The organism is Vibrio hippocampi (assembly GCF_921292975.1).
In the GTDB taxonomy this organism is placed as follows: domain Bacteria; phylum Pseudomonadota; class Gammaproteobacteria; order Enterobacterales; family Vibrionaceae; genus Vibrio; species Vibrio hippocampi.
This window is the reverse complement of record NZ_CAKLCM010000003.1, coordinates 1430145-1451203: the sequence shown is the minus strand read 5'-3', so window position 1 is coordinate 1451203 and position 21059 is coordinate 1430145. Positions and strand designations below refer to the sequence as shown.

Here is a 21059-nt window from a genome sequence, read left to right as displayed (position 1 = left end):
GGAAACAAAAAAGCTTTCCCAATTGAGAAAGCTTTTTGTTAATCACGATGGGTTTTAATCGAGACGAACGACACGAACATCCGCCGCACCACCATCAATACTATCGTTGGTAGAGTATGAGGCGTTAGAGTCAGGGTGGAACGCTTGTAGATATTCGGCAAGCGCATCTTGCTCGCTACCCGTTTCAGCAAATGAACTCAACTGTGGATCGGTCGTCATATCGTCACCCAGTTGTACTTGGTTAGTACAATCATCGCCATCACACGGGTAAGGGGCAGAAGACGCAAGGTAATCAAGAGAAACTGTACGATATACCGACGAACCCAACATCATAGTGCCGTCTTTCATTACCACATCATCGCTTGCTTCGTCACACACGCCATTACCATCGGTATCAACAATGATGGTTTGAACTCGCTCACCAGGAGTCGTGACAACATCGGTTTCAGCATCAGCAACACGTGCCGTTTTGCTTGCGTCATAAGTGAAACACACACCGGCAACTTGGTGGAAAGAACCCGAGATATTTTCAACTCCGGCGACACCGTACTCAAGGATATCCCAAAGTTCACTGCCCGTTAGGTCGAAAACAGACAGACCGTTGTTAAACGCGAGAGCCGTTTGAATATCGTATTGAGAAATATCACCCTCTTCTTTACCCGCTGCGGCGTAGGCTGCTGGTGGGTAGTACGTTAGGTCTTCTGGATCTGTCGAACCCGCAGGGTAAGCAGAGTAGCCGATATCAGCACGGATACCGCCACCATTTTTCAGTGACATCAAGACCGTATTGTCATGTAATTGCGCATACCAAAGATTCGCATCGGCAGATAAGTTACCAAGGTTTGTCTCTTCTGTTCTTACATAACCACGCGTACCGTTTAGGTAAACGTCAGTGTGACCGACAATGTTAGATTCACTGGTCACAAGCACATCGTTGATGGCAGTAACAATCGCATCAACCGAGTCATTGGCGACCGCGCCTTCTGTTGCTGCCACCATTTCGTCATCGGTAATCACAGGACCGCTTGTGTCAGAGGAGATAGTATCGGCAAGCAGGTTACCCTCGGCATCAAAACCGACCACTAAGCGACCAAGGTATTTGTAGTCAGCGTCAACGTTGACGACAGCAACATCGTTGCCATTGGCGTCCGTTTTCATAATTGGGTAGCTATCTGCAGCCGTATCGCCATCCCATAGGCGGTCATCATCGTTGGCGAGTAGCGTATTTGAACCGCCTGCAACAATAATATCGACATCTTTAAGTAGCTCGGCTAGCTCAAGCTCGTAGCTGATAGATTGCATGTGGGCGAGAGCAATAATCTTGTTGATGCCCGCCGCAGTTAGCGCATCGACTTCGGTCTGGACAATAGCGGCCAAGTCATTGATATCGTCGTTAGCTGGATAGACAGTGATGTCGTCAACAGTAGTAATATCGTCATTGGTTGGGGTAGTAATACCGACAATACCGATTTTTTCACCATTTACTTCAATCACCGTGCTGGCGGTCAGTTTATTACTCAGATCGGATGCATCCATTCCAGCATCAGCAACAAGACCTGCCGTGTTGCTATCGGTGGTGAAATCTAAGTTCGCACTTAGGTACGGAAACTGTGCGCCGGGATAGTTACCGTCTTGCGAAATAATAGAGGCAAATTCGCTACTGCCACCATCAAGGTCGTGGTTACCCACAGCAGAAGCTTGCAAGCCCATAGCGTTTAGCATCGCGATGTCGGCACGAGCCACTCCGGGAACTTCGATACCCGCAACACTTGCCATTGAATCATCATCGGCAGCATCATAACGAGAGCCCGGGATATAGTTATCGCCCGAGCTTAAAAATAGTGTGTTGTCTGCGTTTTGGCTGGTGAAACCCTCAACCAAAGCGGCGAAGTTGCCCGCGTTTTCCAAAACCGTTGAATTAGAACCATCCATATCTGCGACATGAAGCAACTGCAAAGTAAAGTCGGCAGTAACTCCCTGACTATTGTCATCATCATCTGAGCTACATCCTGCGAGCGCAACAATCACTCCCAAGGCGACCAAACTATGCTGCATCTTATGTTTCATTATAATTATTCCTTTATATTAAATAGACGAACAAGACAATAGTCACTGAATAAGACAATTCGATTACATTTATATTTAATATATTTGTTAATTATAATTTGGTTGTGTTTGTTTCTTATTTGAATTGCTTGATTATTGGGAGGAAAATTCATTGTTTTTATTCTAAATATGGAGAGTGGTTTTATCTTATTGATGGTAATTAATGAAATTTAATTATTGGCTATATAGCCACTATCCTGAACAACGCCGTTATCACCAAGCTTGCTCGTATGTTGAGCTGAAAAATTCAGATTTGGTGCTCGGCAGATAGAAACCGTGGTAGGCGCAGCAATGTTGCCTCGATACAGTAATGTTGCCTCGATAATGCCCCCACTTTGATACGCCTCAGATGCATTTCTGGTTAAATTTCATCAAGATTGTTCACTTGTTGTTCGAACGATTGCTCAAAGCACAGTTTCTTGCTACTAAAGGCTATACAAGGGTTCATCCCTCGGTTAACATCGTTGACCTAGACTGTAAGCTTGGTCATATTGAGCTTAAATTCGATGCCGAGATGGTGAAATTGGTAGACACGCTAGCATGAGGTGCTAGTGCCTTTGGTGTGAGGGTTCGAGTCCCTCTCTCGGCACCATTCAACTTTAGACAAACTTCTATGCCGAACACAGGAAGCCGTTCACCGCAACTTAGTCCGTCTAACTCCTCATCAAGCCTATTATTGCATGAGGTGTCTCTTCACGCCTTGCTCCATCTGGAATTCAAAAAACGCACTTTAAAAACAGGTCAATGCGACCCTGCTTGGTGTAATGATATTTTGATAAAATGGCTGAAACCTAAGCTGAAAAGCCACAAGTATAAAGGCATCAGAAAACAGCTTAAGACGCTGACATTACAGGCGAAAAAGTCCCAAGTTGATTTAGAAAACGTGCTGCTTATTGGCATTGAAGCCAAACCCGAAATTCAGCAACCTCACCTTGATAATTACCTGCTACTGATTCGAGAAATTGAACGTAAGCTAGGAACCACGGCTCTATTGTCCACTCCAGAAGCGGTCGATTTGAAGCATGATGAAAGTGGCTGCTTGCTGTGCGTGCTTTCTTCCGATCTGAATGCCCATTTTGGGCGCAAAAACCAACTGGAAAAACCCATCTCTATTTTGTTTAGAGGCACGGTCAGAGAGAAGCATCTTTTCCTTGGTGCTATCTATGCAAACCCAGTATTCAGCTACCAACTTCAATACGAAGATGAAAACTTCGTCAGAATTATTTTGCAGCTCGCTTAAGCATAAAGTTAATTTTATTTATTTTCTAATAACCGCCTAAATATTAATGATATTATCGTGGTTAATTAGTGATGAAATAAAAATATATCAAATAATTCATGTAATCGATTTCAGCTTAATTGAAATCGATTACATGTTAATTCGCAAACGTTTGCCAGTGTTTTAATTATAGTTCCCATTGCCTAATAATATTGGGAAATAGTTTGTGACATTTAAATTTAACAAAACTCAGTAACCCTAATTCTTTCAAAAGCACCTAAAAATATCACTCAGTCATGCACGGCACACATCATGCTGTTGAGCTTAGTGTGGTGCTCATTATTTTACTAAAAATATTATTCAAGGAATTAGAATGAACAAGTCGCTTATCTCTTGCTCAATTGCGCTCGCTTTGACTGCGCAAGCGCAAGCGAACATTATGATCACAGAGTACGTCGAAGGCAGCAGTTATAACAAAGCGATTGAACTGTATAACCAAGGTTCGGAATCCGTGGATCTGTCAAGCTATTCACTGGTTCGCTACAAAGATGGTGACACATCACCAACTAGCATGGTGACGCTATCGGGAACATTAGCTGCGAACGAATTGATGGTGGTTTATCACTCTTCTAGTGACATTCCTAATCAGGTGGATCTGAGTGGCGTAGCGACTCTATCTACAGGCAATCTTGCCCACAATGGCGGCGATGCAGTCGCTATTTTGAATGGCGATGTTGTGGTGGATATTGTCGGTGATGTGCCAACGACATCGGGATGGGGCAAAGAGGTCACACTGCGTCGTATTGGCGAGACCGCAAGCACGGTATTTGATGAATCAGATTGGAATACCTATGCGCAAGATACGTTTGATGGTTTAGGCAGCTTATCGGACGAGAGCGAAGAGCCGGAAGTGCCAGAGGCGATAGATGCCACCATCATGGAAATTCAAGGTGATGGTTGGTCGTCACCGATGATTGAATCCGGTTATGAGTCAGAAGATTATTATAAAGTGACCGGCATAGTCACCGCGATTCAAGAAGTCGCACTGGGTAGTCATTTGACGGTTGGATTCTTTATTCAAGATCCGGACGGAGATGGCGACGCCAACACTTCTGACGCGATATTTGTACAGAGAACTTCTGTGTCGGATGTCACGGTTGGCGATAGCGTGACAGTGCAGGGCAAAGCCTATGAGAACTACGGCTTTACTCAGCTCACCGATACTTATATCCATAGCGTTGAAGCGACGGATAAGGTGGTGACGGCGACACCACTACGCGAATTGGAAACGGATGAGAGTTTTGATTTTACCCTTGAACGTCATGAAAGCATGCTGGTTGAACTTGATGCGGAAGCCGATATGCGTGTCACGCGTACCTTTAGCTTTGATTATGACTCATACCGTAACAACATGGTGGTGTCTCAAGGTCGAGTCAATCTTCACCAAAACCAACAAAATGTGCCAAATTCAGAACAAGCCCTGACTCAAGCTGAGGAAAACGAAGAGAAGCGTCTATTTGTCGAGTCGTTTGAACAAGCTGAGAATGGCGTTGTGCCTTGGTATCCAGATTTCCTAACCGCCAGCGCGGTGCCAATGGAAGACGGCACGACCACCAGTGACGATTATATCCGTGTCGATGATACTCTCGATGGACTGCAAGGTGTGTTGGGCTATTCATACAGTGAATATCGCCTTTATGTGACCAATGAAGCGACTAAAGAGAACTTTATTCGTAACAATGCACGTACTACAGCTCCAGAGGTTGCAGAGGGTGAACTGAAAGTCGCGACATTCAATGTACTCAACTACTTTAACTCTGAGTTTGGCGGGGCAGAAAACCCATTCGGTGACAATCGTGGTGCCGATACGGAAGAGGAATTTACTCGTCAGGGCGATAAGATCGCCAAGGCGATTATTGCTCTCGACGCCGATATTGTTGGTTTGATGGAAATTGAAAACAACGGCTTTGGTGAAGATTCGGCGGTCAACCATCTTGTTACTAAGATCAATGGGTTGATAGAAGATGAAAGCCAGCACTATCAGTATGTGTCCGGTGATGATGAGTATATCGGCACAGACGCGATTGCCAACCATGTCATTTTTAAACCTGCCAGCGTTTCCCTAGAGACCTACCGCATTATTCAGATGCCAGAACAGCACGCGACCGAAGGTGACGATACCGACAATTACCAACGTGATGCAGTGACGCCAACCTTTACGATTAACCGTACTGGCGAGAACATTACGGTTTCTGTGAATCACTTTAAATCGAAGGGCTCAACCTGCTGGGAAGACGTCAATCTACAAGATGAAGAAGACGCGGATATGCAGGGAAGTTGCGAGAACTTCCGTGTTTCTGCTGCTCAGCAACTTGGTACAGAAATGGCAAACATCGACGGCTATAAGTTGATTCTTGGTGATCTCAATTCCTATGGCAGCGAAGATCCCATTCTCTTGCTGACTGAAATGCCAGAAGGCTACTCGGTGACGCCAGCTCGCGATACCTTTATCGGCGACGAAGAGATGGATGGTTCTGAGCCAAGCGCGTTAACCGAATCGTTTGGTTATATCAATGCGATTGAGGCGTACCATCAAGGTTCGTATAGCTACTCTTACAACGATACGTTAGGGACTTTGGATTATATCCTAGTAGATGCAGACACTATCAACTATGTGATTGATGCCGCCGATTGGAATATCAATGCTTCAGAATCTAGCTTGGTGGATTACAGCACTCAGTATTCTGGTGATTTGACTAAGTACTCCGATATGTATCGCTCTTCTGATCACGATCCTGCGATTGTAGTGTTTGAGTTTAGTGATGATGAAGACGTTCCAGAGTTGGTCGTGCCACCAGCAACACCGGTCGATTTGCCGCAAGATGTGCCAGAGCACGTGAGTCAAGCTGAGCAAAACCAACCGCTAAGTGTCGTTATGTTGTTGACTGACCTTGACGATTTCGATCTTCACGTTGGTGACAAAGCGATGTTAGTAGCGAACAAAACCGAAACCATGCTAGAAAAAGGGACGTTCGCTGCCACGGTCAGCAGTACTGAAACTGAATCGGTTGAACTGACACAGGAAATGATTCAACAGGGTTGGGTTGAACTCTCTACAACACTGGATGAAAGCGGTGACTATCAAGTCAGCAAAGTCATTGAAGGCTATGCAGGGACATACACGTCAGAAGCGATGGATGTGACCGTAGCAGAACAAAGCAGTAGCGATGACTCGGACTCAGGTGGCTCAACAGCGCCATTGGGTTTAGGGTTATTGATGGCGCTGGGTTTGATGCGTCGCAGAAACCGTTAACGTTTGATAAAAGCTGATGTTTGATAGAAGCTAATGTCTAATGAAAGCTTAATGTTTAATATAAGTTAACGCCCGATAAAAGATAGCTTAGAGACAAAGGCAGCGACGATGGAGTCGCTGCCTTTTTTATTGCAGTTAATATCGGAGAGGAGAGCGCCTTTAATGTTAATTAGAGAAATCTAATTAAATAAAAAATAAATTAGACATTGCTAATTATAGGTTTTATTATCATCTTCAGTGTATAAATCTAAGGGTGATGATAATGACCAAAATTGTGATTGTTGGTGGTGTAGCAGGCGGAGCATCTGCCGCGGCGAGAGCGCGTCGTCTTAGCGAAGATGCTCAAATCATTATGTTTGAGCGCGGTGCGTTTGTTTCCTTTGCCAACTGCGGGTTGCCGTATCATATCGGTGGTGACATTACCGACCGCAGCAAACTGTTACTGCAAACCCCAGAAAGCTTTTTAGCGCGCTTTAATGTTGATGTGCGAGTGATGAATGAAGTCGTTGCGATTGATCGACAAGCCAAGCGTGTGATGGTCAAAAATCTACTTGATGGCAGCGAATATCATGAGAGCTACGACTTTTTGTTATTAAGCCCAGGCGCTGCACCCATCGTGCCTCCTATCGCAGGTATTGATAATCCCCTGACGTATTCACTGCGTAACATTCCCGATATGGATCGTATCATCAATGGCTTGGCTGCCCGAAAGGTGCAGCATGCAACGGTTGTCGGTGGCGGTTTTATTGGTCTTGAGATGATGGAAGCATTCCACCAAAGAGGCATTGCCACCACACTGATTGAAATGGCAGACCAAGTGATGATGCCAGTTGATCGTGAAATGGCGGGCTTTGTTCACCAAGAAATCCGTCAAAAAGGAGTGGATTTGCGTCTCAATGTGGCGCTGGAATCTATGGAGTATCTGGCGGGCAAGCAGCAGCTTGAATTGCATTTAAGTAATCAACAGAGCTTGACGACCGATATGTTGATCATGGCAATCGGCGTGCGACCAGAAACCAAACTTGCCTCAGAGGCTGGGCTGCAATTGGGGGCTTTAGGCGGCATCGCCACTAATGACATGATGCAAACCAGTGATCCCTTTATCTACGCAGTCGGCGATGCGGTCGAAGAGCAAGATTTCGTGACCAAGCAGCAGGCTTTGGTTCCCCTTGCGGGTCCCGCGAACCGTCAAGGTCGAATGGCCGCAGATAATATGCTCGGTCGTGAGCAGCGTTATCAAGGCACTCAAGGCACGGCGATTTGTAAGGTATTCGACTTAGCGGTGGCCTCGACTGGCAAGAATGAGAAACAGCTCAAACAGCAGGCAATTGCCTACCAAAAAGTCTATGTGCATACTGCCAGTCATGCCAGTTACTATCCGGGAGCAGAGACCGTCTCTTTCAAGATGCTGTTTGATCCGATCAGCGGCAAAATTCTTGGCGCTCAAGCGGTCGGCAAAGATGGCGTCGATAAACGCATTGACGTGATGGCGGTGGCTCAGCGCGCCGGAATGACGGTTGAACAGTTGCAACATCTTGAGCTCACTTATGCGCCGCCATTTGGCTCAGCTAAAGATGTGATCAATCAAGCGGCATTCGTTGCCAATAACATTATGCAAGGTGACGCGGTGCCCATCTTCTTTGATGAGATTGACGATTTGAATGATGATCAAGTATTGCTCGATGTTCGTAATCCAGCAGAGCTTAAGAGCGTGGGCTATATTGACGGCGCTATCAACATCCCTGTTGACCAACTTCGTCAACGCATGGATGAACTGCCAAAAGACAAAGAGATCATCATCTATTGCCAAGTCGGCTTACGCGGTAATGTAGCGTATCGTCAATTGGTGAATAATGGCTTTAAGGCGAAAAACTTGATAGGTGGTTATCTCAGCTATCGGGTTGCGAATATTTAAGAAATAGGCAATAGGAACTAGGTTGTAGAAACTAGGTTGTAGAAACTAGGGGAGCGTCAAAATTGTTAGACCATCATCCGTGTTCGTGGTCTATTGATTTGAAACAGCAAACGCTCCCCTTGTCCTGCTTCACTTTGCATTCATTGATTAGCAGCGTTTTTAGCTCAATGCGTGCTCGGCGTAGGCGGGCTTTGGTGGCGGGTAGGCTCAAGCCATGTGAGGTTGCATAGTGTTGTTGCGTCATGCTGTTAAGGTCGCACTGCTCTATAATATCGCGCTCTTGGTCGGAGAGTTTTACCAGCACTTTCGGCAGGCAGCGCTGCAACTGCACCATTGCGGGCGTCACCTCGCTGGGTTGAGCCAGTTCGTTGATTTCTTCCGATTGCACCTTACGTCTTAGCTGGTCGATAAACAGATTTTTCGTCATTTTGAATAGCCAAGACTTGCCATCTTGCAAGGTACAAAATCGTTCGCTGTTACTCATTGCCTTTAGAAACACTTCCTGCATGATGTCTTCGGTTTCATGGGCGTTGTTTGTCTGTTTTAGCAGCCAGCCATATAAACTGGCTTCAGCGTCATCCCAAGCAGTCATTAAGCACTTCATGATATTCCTTCTCGTGAAATAGGACGCCCCTTATGTTTACTATCCATAGTAATCATCAGGGCGTTTTCATCTTAAGCTATGTTTATTCTAAGCTATGTTCATCTTAAGCTATGCTCACCCTAAGCTATAGCATCTTGCGACAGCAATTCACGAACCAGATCAATACTTGGTACTGAACCGGTATGCTTTACTTCGCCATCAATACCCACGCCCGGCGTTTTCATGATGCCAGCTTTCATAATAGCTTCTAAGCTGGTGACTTTCTCAATCTGGACTTGTTGCCCCATTTCCTGTGCCACGTTTGCGAATCGCTCTGCGGTCACGGTGCAGTTTTTACAGCCAGAGCCGTAGACTTGAATCGTTTTCATAATGTCTCCTTATCAGGATAGTGTGAGTTTGGTCATGTAATTAAGGTCGATAGACCAAGGGTTAATAAAAAGCGTTAAACAGCCATCCCACAACAGAGATAGCAACAAACAGGTAGCCAACGAGTATCGCAAGCAGACGCCACTGCATGACTTGTTTCAGCATCATAAATTCGGGCAAACTGACCGCGACAGCGCCCATACAAAAGGCGAGTGTGGTTCCTAACGGCATCCCTTTATCGATCAACGATGCCATGATGGGAACAATGCCCGTGGCATTGGTATAAATAGGGATCGCGCTGATGGTCGCTACCGGGACAGTCCACCATTGCCCTTGCGATAGATTCTGTTCAAACCATTGCGCAGGCACAAAGCCATGAATAAACGCGCCAATACCGACACCAGCAATCACCCAAATCCAGATCCGTTTGACGATGGTTTTGGTCTCGTTGACGGCAAACTCATGTCGCTGACTAAAACTCAGCGGATTTACCGTAGAGGCGGAAGCAGGCGTATCTTGGCCGTTGCTGGCATTTTGATACGCTTCGGCGAGAAAAGGCTGTAACCAACGACTGGCATTAAGTTGATCAAGCACCGCTCCGGCAATAATGCCTAATAGCAAACCAGCAGCGATGTAGCTCAACGTGAATTTAATCCCCAGCGCGCTACCGAGCATGATCACCACCACCTCATTAATCAAAGGTGAGCTCACCAGAAACGAGAGGGTGACACCGATAGGAATACGCGCGGAGACAAAACCCATAAACAGCGGTATCGAGCTGCAAGAGCAGAACGGGGTGATTGCGCCAAACGTCGCGCCAAGCAGATACCCAGTTGCTCTATGCTTGCCTTGCAGATAGTTGCGCACTCTCTCTACGTCGAGATTGGCACGCAGTATGGAGATACAGTAGATGAGGATCACCAGTAACACTAAGATTTTACTGGTGTCTTCAATAAAAAAGTGCAGCCCATTAGAAACGGCAGTATCGGGAGGAAAGCCGAAAACTTGGTATGTTAACCAGTCGGCAAATACGGTAAAAACGTGCAACATAACGGCATCCTATTAGTCATCTATTCCTATCACGGATAGCGTCTTAAAAGGATGCAGAAAAAGTGAAAATAATTTGCCGCTAGCTCGCAGCCTTAGCTGATGCCACAAATGCTTGAATATGTTGATCGTTCACCGATGAGTCTCGCACCACAATATTGATCTGCTTACTCACCCCATGCTCCCCAAGGCGCACTGCCTCGATGTTTAATGTGTTTTGGTAATCGTCTACCAGCCAGAGAGGCAATGTGGTCACGCCTCTCCCAGCGGCGACCATCTGTAACAACATATCCGTGTCTTCTATGGTCTTATGTCGCTTGGGTTGGCAACCTGCGGGTAACAGAAACTGTTGGAACACATCGAGCCTTGTGGCTTCGATTGGATAGGTGTAAAGGGTTTCGGAGGTGAGCGCTTGTGGAGTGATAAAGTCTCGCCCTGCAAGTGGGTGCTCACTGGCAACAACTAATACTTGTTCGTAAAGAAAAACCGGCAGGTGTGTGATGCCTGAAGCGTAAACAGGATCCGGAGTGATCAGAATGTCCACCTCATTGTTAAACAGTGCTGCAACACCGCCGAATTTGAAGCGTTGATTGATGTCGATATCCACCCCTGGCCACTGGAGCAAAAAAGGTTTGATGACTTGTTGTAGCCAGTGATAGCAAGGGTAGCACTCCATACCGATGCGCAAAGTGCCTTTCTCGCCCGACGCAAATTGATTTAAGACCTCATCAATGCGCTCCAACTGTGGCAAGACGCGAGTTGCTTCACGTTGCAGGTACGCACCGGCTTGAGTCAACTTGAGCGTTCTGCCCTCTTTGACCCATAAAGGTGTACCCAACTGATGCTCCAATTTTTTGATGGTATGACTGAGAGCCGATTGGGTGAGGTACAGGCTTTTCGCCGCCGCCGTTAATGAACCTTCGGTCTCAACGGCTTTTAAAATACGCAGATGGATTCTTTCGATCATAAAATAACTCATGAGTAAAAATAATCATTTAATTAATTTATACCATTATTCATCATGAATCGACTCAATTAGTATCAATAACAACAACAGTGAATGGAGACACAGAAATGGCATTGATACACAACCTTGGTTTTCCCCGCATTGGCGCGCAGCGTGAACTCAAATTTGCACTAGAGAAGTTTTGGAGAGGCGAATCCAATCAAACCGAATTACAAAACCAAGCACAACAATTGCGTAAGCAACACTGGCAAGTACAGCAATCTCTCGACTTTGTCCCAGTGGGAGACTTTTCCCTTTACGATCATGTATTGGACACCAGTTTTCTTGTCGGTAATGTGCCAGAGCGAGCGCAGCAATTATCAGGCAGCGAGTTAGATAACTATTTTCGTGTTGCCCGTGGACGCTCCGCTGATGATACGCCGTGCCAGCAGATCTTCGCAGGCGAAATGACCAAATGGTTCGATACCAATTATCATTACATCGTGCCGGAAGTGACGGCGGATACGCCGTTTTCTCTGAACTCAGATAACCTGATTGCCCAAATTGAACAAGCAGAACAACTTGGAGTGAAGGCAAAGCCTGTGATTGTTGGACCACTGACTTACCTTGCACTGAGTAAGGAAAAAGACGCCTCTAGTCGACTTGAATTATTGCAGCGCTTACTGCCGGTTTACCAACAATTACTCAATCAGTTGTCACAAAAAGGTGTGCTGTGGGTACAAATCGACGAGCCGATTCTGGTGACCGAATTAGACAGCGACTGGCAAAACGCCTTTCACACGGTGTATAACGCGTTAAGTGCCTGTCCCATTAACATCTTGCTGGCGACCTATTTTGGCACTCTGCAACAAAATCGACAGTTGGTAGCGGAACTACCGGTTGCTGGTTTCCATTTAGATGCAGTGCGTGGGCGACAAGAAGTGGAGGCATGTGTCGAGCAGTTATCTTGCCATCAGGTACTCTCTTTAGGGGTGATCGATGGACGCAATATCTGGAAAACGGACCTCAATGCTGTGCTGGATTGGTTAGAGCCCATCAGTGAAAGCTTAGGTGATCGTCTGTGGTTAGCGCCATCTTGTTCGCTGCTTCACGTACCCGTTGATCTAAATAGTGAAGCGAAATTAGATGCGGAGATTGTTAACTGGCTTGCGTTCGCAAAACAGAAATTGCTGGAACTTGAGGTGCTGGGTAAGGCGCTTAATCAGGGCAGAGATTCTGTCGTCAACGCGTTGGCAGACAATGCTGCTGCGATTCGTAGTCGGCAGACATCGAGTCGGGTACACAACCCAGCGGTAAAGCAAGCGGTCACTGAGGTGACATCGAATTGGGGGCAGCGTTTATCACCCTATGATCAACGTATTGCACAGCAGCATCAGAAACTGGATTTGCCACTGTACCCAACAACAACGATTGGTTCGTTTCCCCAAACGCCAGAGATCCGCAAGATTCGACGAGCGTTTAAAAATCAGCAAATTTCAGCCAACGAATACACTGATAAAATGCGTTCAGAGATTGAATATGCGGTTCGAGAGCAAGAAGCACTAGACCTAGATGTATTAGTTCATGGTGAAGCGGAACGTAATGACATGGTGGAGTACTTTGGAGAGCAACTGGATGGTTACGCCTTTAGCCAATTGGGTTGGGTGCAATCTTACGGTTCTCGTTGTGTCAAACCGCCGATTCTATTTGGAGATATCAGTCGCCCGCAACCGATGACGGTCGCTTGGACTCAATACGCGCAATCCATCACCGATAAGCCGATGAAAGGCATGTTGACAGGACCGGTAACCATACTTAATTGGTCTTTTGTACGCGACGATCAGCCAAGACGTAATTCTTGCTTGCAACTTGCCTTAGCGATTCGCCAAGAAGTGCAGGATTTGGAAGCGGCAGGAGTGAATATTATCCAGATTGATGAAGCGGCACTGCGTGAAGGATTGCCTTTGCGACAATCGGAGTGGCCGTCCTATCTTGATTGGGCAGTAGAATCCTATCGAGTATCCGCGAACGGTGTCGCGGACACGACTCAGATCCACACTCATATGTGCTATTCGGAGTTCAATGACATTATTGAAGCGATTGCCGCCATGGATGCCGATGTGATTACCATAGAAACCTCTCGCTCTGACATGGAACTGTTAGATGTGTTTGAGCAGTTTGACTACCCTAATGAGATTGGTCCTGGTGTTTATGATATTCACTCTCCCAATACCCCCTCAGTTGAACAGATGGTGAAACTGATGGAAAAAGCAGGGCAACGGATACCCGCTGAACGTTTATGGGTTAATCCAGACTGCGGACTGAAAACTCGCCAGTGGTCAGAAGTGCGACCGGCGCTCAGTAATATGATTGATGCGGCCAAGCAGTTACGAAAACGTGCCGATAAAGACCACGACTCGGCGCAGTCAAATATTGAGTCACAGTGTGTAAGCTAACACGAGTCATCGTGGATCGCTGTTTGGAGTATTGCACTGATTGCATGCAAGTTGAACTCACTTAATAGAACCGCCTGAAAGGGCGGTTTTAGCTGTTTTGGCAGGGATAGAGACTCGTCTATTGCCGATTCACTGTAAATTATTGTAAATACCTCTCATTTTTATCCAATGTTCACTATCTTTGATTGAACAAAAATATAAAAACGATCGTACAAATGTCGGCTCATAACGTTACAACAATCAAAGAGGAAGAAAAGGATGTCAGACCCTACTAAAGATAAAGCTCAAACCGAACCGCGAGTGATCCCACAAGAAGCATTCGATTGGTATGATGAGTACGCGCATGGATTGATCGACCGTCGCGAGTTTTTCTCGCGCCTTAGTGGCTTGGTTGCTCTAGGTTTTACCATGACCACATTAACCTCAGCACTGATTCCAAACTATGCCGCCGCCGAGCAGGTGTCTTTTAATGACCCGGCGATCAAAGCTAGCTATGTTAAGTTTGATTCTCCAAAAGGGCACGGTGCAGGGCAAGGCTATTTAGTGGTGCCGCGTGAACTTAAAGGGACGGCACCCGTGGTGTTAGTCATCCATGAAAACCGTGGTTTGAATCCTTATATCAAAGACGTAACACGAAGACTGGCGATGAAAGGCTTTGTTGCCTTTGCGCCCGACGCACTCTATCCACTTGGCGGCTATCCGGGTAATGATGATGAAGGGCGAGCCATGCAAAAAAGCATGGATAAAGCCAAGATTGAAGAAGACTTTCTTGCCGCGGCAACGTTCTTAAAATCTCACGAACTCAGCAACGGAAAGTTGGGAGCGGTGGGTTTCTGTTTTGGTGGCTACGTCGTCAATATGCTGGCTGCAACGATTCCAGACCAGTTGGATGCGGGTGTCCCATTCTATGGTACGCCAGCCGCTGTCGATCTTAGAAAGAATGTCAAAGGTCCGTTAGTGGTTCAACTCGGCAGCCTTGATAAGCGTGTTAATGCGACGTGGCCCGACTATGAAGCCGAACTAAAAGCGATTGGCGCTGACTATACGATGTATATGTATGAAGGTGCCAATCATGGCTTCCACAACGACTCCACGGGTCGATACTCCGAGCCAGACGCGGAACTCGCATGGACTCGAACCGTCGACTTCTTCGCAGACAAGTTAAAAGCGTAAAAGTTGGAACTTGAACAAATCACAAACCGCTCGAAAGAGCGGTTTTTTACTTTAATAGCATTACAATCAATAACATAACTTCGCAATCAATAACATAACGTCATCCCTTGCGAAGGCAGGGACCTACCCAAAGCGATCGCCAAACACCCCCAGTCAGTGATCATCTGCCTAAATTAACCCAATTTCCCCCACACGATAGTAGAAAATGAATTGGGCAACGACTACAATTCCACTCTTCTTATATTCATCAGGTTAATACAATGAGCGAAAACAACGCAAAACCCGCTTTACCGGATCATCTATCAGGCGACCCTCGCAGCCCACACTTTGTTGAAGAGTGTTTTCAGCATGAGATTGGTATTCGTTTAAACGGTAAAGAGCGTAACGACGTTGAAGAGTACTGCGTCAGCGAAGGTTGGGTAAAGATCCCATCACCAAAAGCGAAAGACCGTTGGGGTCACCCAATGCTGATTAAATTGAAAGGTGAAGTAGAAGCTTTCTACAAGTAAGCGCTAATTCATGGTCAGCAATACCGTTTAAGCTGAGCTAAACGGTATTGCTGATTCTTAGTGGTTAAATGACCGCGATCTTTTGTCAAAATACGAAAAGCGTGAAGTAACCAAGCCATAAAGCAATGATCACAAAAAGTATGCTGGCTACGGCTTTCGTGATCTTCTCTTCAAGATCAACAAAGGATGGGTAGAGATAAGCTAAGAATAACCCGCTCGGCAGCCCCGCAAACAAACTGCCTATTCGACTGTTCGTTGGGATCTCAATGAGAAAGCTCACAGACAATGCGTATAGGGTGTAGATTACACATACTAGCACTTCATCTTTCTCAAGTTTCTTTGGAAAGAGGACAAAAACAACCAGCAAGGGCAGTAAAGTTAGAATCATTTCAAATTACTAAAACGGTTAAATATTGATATCACCCACCATTGCGACACACGTTTTAACAAACGTGAATGACAGCAGATAAGCACTTTTTTAGGCAAGCTTGGCCGACTTCAGAGGCACTCTATATCAAACCGATGTTAAAATCATTTTGAATTCTCATAATAAACATAATAACGACTATTCGATATGTGACTTTGGTTTCCAATCACGGGGAATGACACAGGTTTTGATCAGCCACCGCCCATAGGTAGTCAAAATAATAATGCTCCAGTTTCAATAAAAAAAGGCCCCATAAATTGATTATGAGGCAAATATATAAATACAAACAAAGGGAAAGAGTTGTCAATCAGCTAAGCGCTAGAAATGTTATCTTCATATAAAATACCACACTGCGCTTAAACTAAAATTAAAAATAGTAAGTAATACCTACACGGGTACGTAATTGACGACTGCGATAGTCATCACCACAACCGCTACTAGAGCTACATTGGATGTTACCTAATTCAAAGTAAGGACGCCATTTCCAATCTTTCTGCTTATAACCGACTTTCAAGTTATAATCCCACTCATACTCTGCGTTGGTTCCTAGCTTCCACTCTTTATTGATAAAGTCTTCAACATAGTTACCCTCTAATCCAAATTGCCAATCACCCAACTTCCAGTCTAGGTTTGCGGTCAATTTACTGCTGTTAAGAACAGAGTGTTGTTCACCGTCGCGCCCTGTGGTGCTGTTGTCTTCAGCGTAGTTTCGGAATTGGTGGCGGTAACGCAGTTTAGCGACCACGCCACTATCAAATTTGTACTGTACGCGAACTTGCGGTTTAAAAGTGACATAACCGCTAGAAAAAGTAATCGGCATTGATGGTGTAACGCGCCATTGCTTATCTAGGTCAAATCTATAACCATATTCAAATTCATTATCGCCACGTTCCCAATCGGTAAAAGGTTTACCTTTTTGCTTGGCTTCTAAACCAAAGAAATGTTTGCCAACACTTGCGCCGATTTTAACTCGGCTTTGATATTGGTCTTGGTTATCTTGCTCATTTCTATATTCTTGACGAAAGTCTACGGATGCTGCTGAGAGACCAGTGCTTATAATTGTTGCTGCTATTAATGTAGCGATCTTATTAAATTTAAACATTATAATTTCCTTATTTATACCCGTGTCTTAAACACGCAAAATATCCTATCAAATAAAAATTAATATTAAATACTTGGCGGATTTTAATGACAGGAATGTAATATCAAAAATTAAATAGCCAGGCTTATATGACAAAAATGTCATGGTTTAGTACAGCGTGATCGCCACACTCGCTGCATCACTCAAACCCTTTTACGATACGGGGAATGCGCTTTTACTTAGCGAACCGAACAGTACTCAGTGAACCGAATTGGAGAGATGCGATGATCAAATTAACCAAACTTGCCTTAGTGACGGCAATGGGGTTAGCCAGTCTAACCATGCACACTACGGCTATGGCTAACGATGTTAAACCACGCCCTGCAAAGCAATACAATTTGAAGCAAGCTATGTCGGATAGAGCGCAACTACACACTATCGCGTTTGCGGGTCTTGCCTTTATTACTGGCGACTTTGGCTACGATACCTTTTTGCCACCCGGTAAAGTCTCCGACTATTTTGGCTTCCAATATATGCGCGATATCGACTCGGGCAGCAAAGGGCATAACACCTCCTTCTTAACCACGATCGCCAACAATACCCTTGCGGTTCTCAACGATAGCCAAAAACAGCAACTGCTGGATCTTGCCGAGCAGCAACAGGCGGATATTGAGCGTTTTGCGTTGCTACGCTTGCCTTTAATTCAAGCTTTCCGTCAAAACCTAGAAGGTGAGTTTGCCGACAAACCGATGCAACTTGATCAGCAAGCGGTGATGCAATATTCCGCAGAACTTTATGAACTGGATGGTGAGTTAGCGTATCAGCGCGCCAAAGTGATGGGAGACATTATTGTTTCTTTGAGTGATGAACAGAAACAGGCGTTAGATAAACTCAAATTTGGTGATTCAACGACTTGGCCACAGGTTGAACGTCAGTTTAAAAGGCGTGGTCAGCCTCATCTGGTCAATGTCGCAGTGATGACTTATGCCAGTGAGATGTTCTCATGGTATGCAGGCTCTTTAGAGGCTGATACCTATTTTTGCCCTGAACGTCATGGGATGTATTTTGGTGGCTTTGGTATGAAAACTGCTCCGGCGATGGGTAAGAAAGACTACGCGATCAGCACTTCTTTAACTGGAGATAGTGGTCGAGACTTCTTAACCGTTCTTAATCCTGAGCAGCGTCAAGACATTACTCAAATCATTGAACTTCAGCGTCAGTCACTGACTGAGATCGCCAAGGTTCGTCGTGACATCTCACAAGAGTTGCGTCTGTTCCAACAGGGCAAGACCGCTGACAAGCAAAAAGTGATCGCTTGGTCTAAGCGTTACGGAGAGTTGGATGGTGAGCTTTCTTACCTTTACGGTGATGCTTTTGCCAAGGTTGGACAGACCCTGACCGATAAGCAAAGAGAGCTATTGATGAGCATGAGAGCGGATAATCCAAAGGATGTGAAAGGTCCATTCCTTTATTCGCGTCCGTTGAAAACCACTCAGACTATCGAATCGGAGTTTTTGTTTTCTCCGAGTAAATAAGCGAACCAATTACCGTCTAATTGATAGCCGTTGATGTAACACGTTGTGATGTAAAGAGTAGTACAGGGGTTAATGATGAGTGTGTTTGCCACGTTCGGACGCACAGCAAAATGGTTGAGCTGTGGTTGGTGTATTTTATGTGTCAGTTTTGCGAGCGTCGCAGAGCCTAAAAAAGTCAAAAAGCTTAAGGGACCGCCTCAGCCAGTCCCACAAGCGGTGCCCTATCAAGATCTGGATGTGATCTTGGGAGCAATAACGGATGATGCGGTGACGGTGAGCTTGCTTCGCTATGATAGCAGCGCCCCTGTAACGATTCTTATTGGCGAGCGTTTGGATAACCTTGCAATCGAGTCTGTGGTTGAAAATATCACCAAAGGCACTCCCTATGAGCATAGGATTGACGGTCTAAAAGCCAACACTCGCTACTACTATCAATTACAAGATAGCGGGCAGTTACAAGATAGCGGGCAATTACAAGATAGCGGGCAGTTACAAGATAGCGAGTCGAAGCGTTTATTCGCTCAAGGTAGCTTTGTTACTCAGCGTGCCAAAGGTGAAAACTATATCTTTACGATTACCGCCGATTCTCACCTCGATCACAATGCTGATGTCCCGATGTATCTGCAAACGCTGCGCAATGTGGCGAGTGACCGCTCAGATTTCCATATCGATCTGGGCGATACCTTTATGACACGCAAACACGCCAACCGCGACAATGCTATGCAGCAGTATTTGGCACAACGACACTTTTTTAGTCAGTTGCAAACACCGCTCTATTTAGTGTTGGGCAACCATGATGGTGAGAGTGCCAAAGAGCGTCGCGGCGGACCAGACAGTTTGGCGAACTGGGCGAGCAAGGTGCGCACCGATTATTTTCCTAACCCGACGCCTGACGGTTTTTACACGGGCAACACGCAATCGCAGCCGCATCTAGCCAACCTAGAGGACTATTTTGCTTGGGAATGGGGAGATGTGTTGTTTGTGGTGCTTAACCCTTATTGGGAGGCACAACACAATAAACGCGCAGGGCGCTTTGCGCTTTCTTTAGGCGGGCTGCAATATCAGTGGCTTAAAGAGACGTTAGCCGACAGCCAAGCTAAGCATAAATTGGTGTTTATCCATCAATTGATAGGCGGCATTGATCGTCAAGGTCGAGGCGGTGTTGCCGCGGTGCCCTATGGCGAGTGGGGAGGTAAAAATGCGGATGGGACGGAAGGGTTTGCTCAATATCGTCCTGACTGGGATATGCCAATCCACGCGCTACTAAAGAAACACGAGGTTGATGCGGTTTTCCACGGGCATGATCATCTTTACGCTAAGCAAGAGTTAGATGGCATTATTTATCAAACCGTGCCACAACCTGCCCACCGAGGCATGTCAGTCCCTCAGGATTCGGCGGAGGCTGGTTATACTTCAGGAACGATACTTGGCGGCTCGGGACATTTAAGAGTGACGGTGAACGCTGATAATCTCGATGTGGAGTTTGTGCGCTCTGCTCTTGAAGACAACGGGCAGAATCACAATCAACAAATCTTGGATCAATATGTTATCCAGTAAGTAAAACCGGCATCTTGTCGTTGGGGGAAATAAGCAATGGCGATACAATTCTCTCACTCTCTGCCATTCAGAGTGAAACTGAGTAGAAAATGTCGTTAGGTTTAAGGGAAACAATGAAGGTTTTGGTAATAGAAGATGAGCAAAAAATTGCTCATCTAGTCACTGAAGGGCTAGAGGCAAGAGGCTTTAGCGTGACGCAATGTGCCGATGGTCAGTTGGGGTATGAACTCGCGCTACAGCAGCAACATCAGGTGATTGTCCTCGATATTATGCTGCCTAATCGAGATGGTCTCGATATTCTCGGTTCCATTCGAGCGCAGAAAATTGCGACGCCGGTGATCTTGTTGACCGCCCGCAATGAGCTTGGAGACAGAATCAAAGGCTTGGAACTTGGCGCAGATGACTACTTACCCAAACCGTTTTTTGTTGAAGAACTGGTGGCGAGGATCCAAGCAGTATTGAGACGAGTGGAGGGCGTGCAAGAGCATATCTTGACGGTTGGTGAGTTGAAACTCGACTGTATTAGCCGCAAGGCTAGCTGTTATGGACACTCTGTCGATCTAACCAGTCGAGAATTTTCATTGTTGGAGTACTTGATGCGTTCACCAGAACAGATCTTCACTCGCGGTCAAATTCTTGAGCATGTTTGGGGCTATGATTTTGACCCTTGTACCAATGTTGTGGACGTCTGTATCAAACGGATTCGCGCTAAAATTCGAGCCATTGATAATCAGGGAAAAACATCCGGTGCTATTCAGTCGGTGCGCGGCACTGGCTATCGCTTAATTCCTCGTTAGGCTGCTTA

The 21059-nt window shown here is 45.9% G+C and carries 16 protein-coding genes and 1 tRNA gene; 10 read left to right on the top strand and 7 right to left on the bottom strand.

Annotation, left to right across the window (positions count from 1 at the left end):
• Positions 1-54: 54 nt before the first annotated feature.
• The gene (locus tag L9Q39_RS19535; RefSeq protein ID WP_237486848.1) at positions 55-2067 is read right to left on the bottom strand and encodes a bifunctional metallophosphatase/5'-nucleotidase; all 2013 of its coding nucleotides are present in this window, start codon (positions 2065-2067) and stop codon (positions 55-57) included.
• 547 nt (positions 2068-2614) lie between these two features.
• On the opposite strand from L9Q39_RS19535, the gene L9Q39_RS19530 reads away from it, so the two are divergent.
• The 4 genes from L9Q39_RS19530 (at position 2615) to L9Q39_RS19515 (ending at position 8553) form a co-directional block, all read left to right on the top strand.
• A tRNA-Leu gene (locus L9Q39_RS19530) sits at positions 2615-2698 on the top strand.
• Between the two features lie 21 nt (positions 2699-2719).
• Positions 2720-3346 (top strand): DUF2913 family protein, encoded by a 627-nt coding sequence (locus tag L9Q39_RS19525; RefSeq protein ID WP_237486846.1) that lies wholly within the window; start codon positions 2720-2722, stop codon positions 3344-3346.
• 352 nt (positions 3347-3698) lie between these two features.
• Entirely contained in the window at positions 3699-6638 is a 2940-nt protein-coding gene (locus tag L9Q39_RS19520) for an ExeM/NucH family extracellular endonuclease (protein ID WP_237486844.1), read from the top strand.
• 262 nt (positions 6639-6900) lie between these two features.
• Positions 6901-8553, top strand: coding sequence for an FAD-dependent oxidoreductase (locus L9Q39_RS19515; RefSeq protein ID WP_237486843.1), 1653 nt, complete (start codon positions 6901-6903; stop codon positions 8551-8553).
• 73 nt (positions 8554-8626) lie between these two features.
• Here L9Q39_RS19515 and L9Q39_RS19510 read toward each other — a convergent pair whose 3' ends face one another.
• The 4 genes from L9Q39_RS19510 to L9Q39_RS19495 form a co-directional block, all read right to left on the bottom strand.
• Entirely contained in the window at positions 8627-9145 is a 519-nt protein-coding gene (locus tag L9Q39_RS19510) for a sigma-70 family RNA polymerase sigma factor (protein WP_354004662.1), read from the bottom strand.
• A 131-nt stretch (positions 9146-9276) separates the two neighbouring features.
• A complete protein-coding gene (locus tag L9Q39_RS19505) occupies positions 9277-9525 on the bottom strand; it encodes a thioredoxin family protein (RefSeq protein ID WP_237486839.1) in 249 nt (82 codons plus the stop codon).
• Positions 9526-9586: 61 nt separating this feature from the next.
• Positions 9587-10573 carry a permease gene (locus L9Q39_RS19500; protein WP_237486837.1) on the bottom strand — a complete coding sequence of 329 codons (987 nt, stop codon included), beginning with the start codon at positions 10571-10573 and terminating at the stop codon, positions 9587-9589.
• A gap of 79 nt (positions 10574-10652) precedes the next feature.
• A complete protein-coding gene (locus L9Q39_RS19495; RefSeq protein ID WP_237486835.1) occupies positions 10653-11537 on the bottom strand; it encodes a LysR family transcriptional regulator in 885 nt (294 codons plus the stop codon).
• Positions 11538-11644: 107 nt separating this feature from the next.
• Between L9Q39_RS19495 and metE the strand changes: the two genes are divergently transcribed.
• The 3 genes from metE to L9Q39_RS19480 all read left to right on the top strand — a co-directional run bounded on the left by metE (position 11645) and on the right by L9Q39_RS19480 (position 15654).
• Positions 11645-13972, top strand: a complete 2328-nt coding sequence (gene metE / locus L9Q39_RS19490) for a 5-methyltetrahydropteroyltriglutamate--homocysteine S-methyltransferase (RefSeq protein WP_237486833.1) — start codon at positions 11645-11647, stop codon at positions 13970-13972.
• A 258-nt stretch (positions 13973-14230) separates the two neighbouring features.
• Positions 14231-15145: a dienelactone hydrolase family protein gene (locus L9Q39_RS19485; protein WP_237486832.1), complete on the top strand. Its 915-nt coding sequence runs from the start codon at positions 14231-14233 to the stop codon at positions 15143-15145.
• Positions 15146-15405: 260 nt separating this feature from the next.
• A complete protein-coding gene (locus L9Q39_RS19480) occupies positions 15406-15654 on the top strand; it encodes a DUF3297 family protein (RefSeq protein ID WP_237486831.1) in 249 nt (82 codons plus the stop codon).
• 85 nt (positions 15655-15739) lie between these two features.
• On the opposite strand, the gene L9Q39_RS19475 is transcribed toward L9Q39_RS19480, so the two are convergent.
• Both L9Q39_RS19475 and L9Q39_RS19470 read right to left on the bottom strand, forming a co-directional pair.
• Positions 15740-16042, bottom strand: a complete 303-nt coding sequence (locus L9Q39_RS19475) for a hypothetical protein (protein ID WP_237486830.1) — start codon at positions 16040-16042, stop codon at positions 15740-15742.
• Positions 16043-16448: 406 nt separating this feature from the next.
• Positions 16449-17183: an oligogalacturonate-specific porin KdgM family protein gene (locus L9Q39_RS19470; protein ID WP_237486828.1), complete on the bottom strand. Its 735-nt coding sequence runs from the start codon at positions 17181-17183 to the stop codon at positions 16449-16451.
• Positions 17184-17446: 263 nt separating this feature from the next.
• Between L9Q39_RS19470 and L9Q39_RS19465 the strand changes: the two genes are divergently transcribed.
• The 3 genes from L9Q39_RS19465 (at position 17447) to L9Q39_RS19455 (ending at position 21051) form a co-directional block, all read left to right on the top strand.
• Positions 17447-18697, top strand: a complete 1251-nt coding sequence (locus L9Q39_RS19465; protein ID WP_237486826.1) for a hypothetical protein — start codon at positions 17447-17449, stop codon at positions 18695-18697.
• A gap of 72 nt (positions 18698-18769) precedes the next feature.
• A complete protein-coding gene (locus tag L9Q39_RS19460; RefSeq protein WP_237486824.1) occupies positions 18770-20254 on the top strand; it encodes a purple acid phosphatase family protein in 1485 nt (494 codons plus the stop codon).
• Positions 20255-20367: 113 nt separating this feature from the next.
• On the top strand, positions 20368-21051 hold the full coding sequence (locus L9Q39_RS19455; RefSeq protein WP_237486823.1) for a response regulator transcription factor: 684 nt from the start codon (positions 20368-20370) through the stop codon (positions 21049-21051).
• The last annotated feature ends 8 nt before the right edge of the window (positions 21052-21059 follow it).